The sequence below is a fragment of the Endozoicomonas sp. ONNA1 genome (genome assembly GCF_024606325.1).
Taxonomy (GTDB): Bacteria; Pseudomonadota; Gammaproteobacteria; order Pseudomonadales; family Endozoicomonadaceae; genus Endozoicomonas_A.
The window spans coordinates 1-1,616 of record NZ_JAHHPN010000149.1; the positions used below are offsets into that span (position 1 = coordinate 1).

Consider the following 1,616-nt stretch of genomic DNA (forward strand, 5'->3'; position numbering starts at 1 on the left):
GCCGCTTTGTTAATCAATTTTAATGGTGAGTGCTTTCAACCCCAAAAAAATAGGGTGTGACTATTATGCTATCAGGTAAGTTAGCCAGTATTTTTGCAATTTCGTGCTCAGTAGCAATCGCAGGTTATGGTTCTGAACCGATAAAGAAAACTGCAGTGGTTGATGCGGGCAGTACCGGTTCAAGGCTGCATATCTATGAATATTCCCTGGACCCAGCCAACGGAATTCCTGTTATTGAGAAAAAAACGTCCAGCAAAAAAAAAGGAGGCATTCAGGAGGAAAAGGTAGATAGTCTGGATGGATATCTTCAGGGGCTATTTGCTTCAGTGATCGATGAAAACATAAATAATATTTATTTTTATTCAACCGCGGGAATGCGGCAAATCAGACCTGAGAAAAGAGCAGTCCTGAATGATGAAGTTGAACAATGGTTAAAAGATAACTTTCCTTCATCCACCATTGAAGTGGAGACAATAACAGGCAAAAAAGAGGGGCTTTATGCCTGGCTGGCGTTGAATTACGACAACTCGCGCATAAAATTACAGGGAGACACGGTAGGTGTTCTTGACTTGGGCGGTGCTTCTACACAGATTGCTTATGAGGTGGATAAGAATGAGGATTTCACCGTTAAGATAAGCAGCAAGACATACAAGCTTAATGCAGAAAGTTTTTTGGGCTTAGGGCTTGATCAGGCAATAAGCCAATATTTGAACCGGGCGTCATGTTTTCCTAAAGGCTTCCCTTTACCAGACGGCAGAAACGGAACCGGTGATTATAATACCTGCACCCGGAAAATTGAGCCCTTGATTACAAAAGTACAAGAAATCAATCACTATATTGAACATCGCCCTCCCAAAAATACACTCAGTTTTCTTGCTACTGCAGGGTTTGACTATACAGCATTAGAGTTGGGTATTAGCAAGGATTTTTCCATTAAAAGTCTCGATGAGAAGGGTAAGGCGTTTTGCGATAGTGCCTGGAATGACCTGAAGAGTGGAAAAACTTCTTATCCGGTCAATCCTTTTCTATGGCATTATTGTTTCGATGCAGCCTATGAGAAGGACTTGTTAACATTTGGGTATAGCTTAAACACCAAAGATATTCCCATTAAAACGGCTTCAAGTATCGACTATAAAGCCGATTGGTCAATAGGTGTTTTGTTTAACTCTTTTGTTACCCCTGTTAAAACTGAAAAAAGAGAGTATCGTACTGGACTCTTAAAATCAGAAAATTGCATGCACAATGGTGCAGCTTCTTCCATGTCGTTTTTTTAGGTCCCGGAGCACAATGGGTTTGGCAACTTTTTTTGGCCTTCTGTCACATTGAAAATTATCAGCTTTGGCCTGAAATCGCGTATTTCCGCCAGCTTCAAATCCTAAGAACTGAAGAACGGTTTACTCCCGGTGGTGACCATATGCAGTCTTCCTCAATGGCTCTCTTGCCATACCAGTTACAGAGCGGTTATCTGGAGGCAGAAGTTTCTGTAATACGGCAGACTTACGTTCCTTTGAATAGCGAGGCATAAACAAGGCAATAGTGGCACCACCCAGGCGGTATTTTTCAAGGTAGTTGTACCTGCATGTCGGGAGTTTGCCATAACCGCTGGAGCGTGGGAG

2 protein-coding genes are annotated in these 1,616 nt (G+C 42.3%); one reads left to right on the plus strand and one right to left on the minus strand.

Annotated elements, in window-relative coordinates; all coding sequences use genetic code 11:
* The first annotated feature begins 65 nt into the window (after positions 1-65).
* Positions 66-1,274, plus strand: a complete 1,209-nt coding sequence (locus KDK19_RS03560) for a hypothetical protein (RefSeq protein WP_257252759.1) — start codon at positions 66-68, stop codon at positions 1,272-1,274.
* Positions 1,275-1,394: 120 nt separating this feature from the next.
* Here KDK19_RS03560 and KDK19_RS03565 read toward each other — a convergent pair.
* Positions 1,395-1,616, minus strand: a 222-nt coding sequence (locus tag KDK19_RS03565; protein WP_257291344.1) for a hypothetical protein, incomplete at its 5' end; no start/stop codon positions are given.

Excerpts from the sequence above, each read along its gene's own strand:
- KDK19_RS03560 (WP_257252759.1), top strand. The coding sequence starts at position 66 with ATGCTATCAGGTAAGTTAGCCAGTATTTTTGCAATTTCGTGCTCAGTA.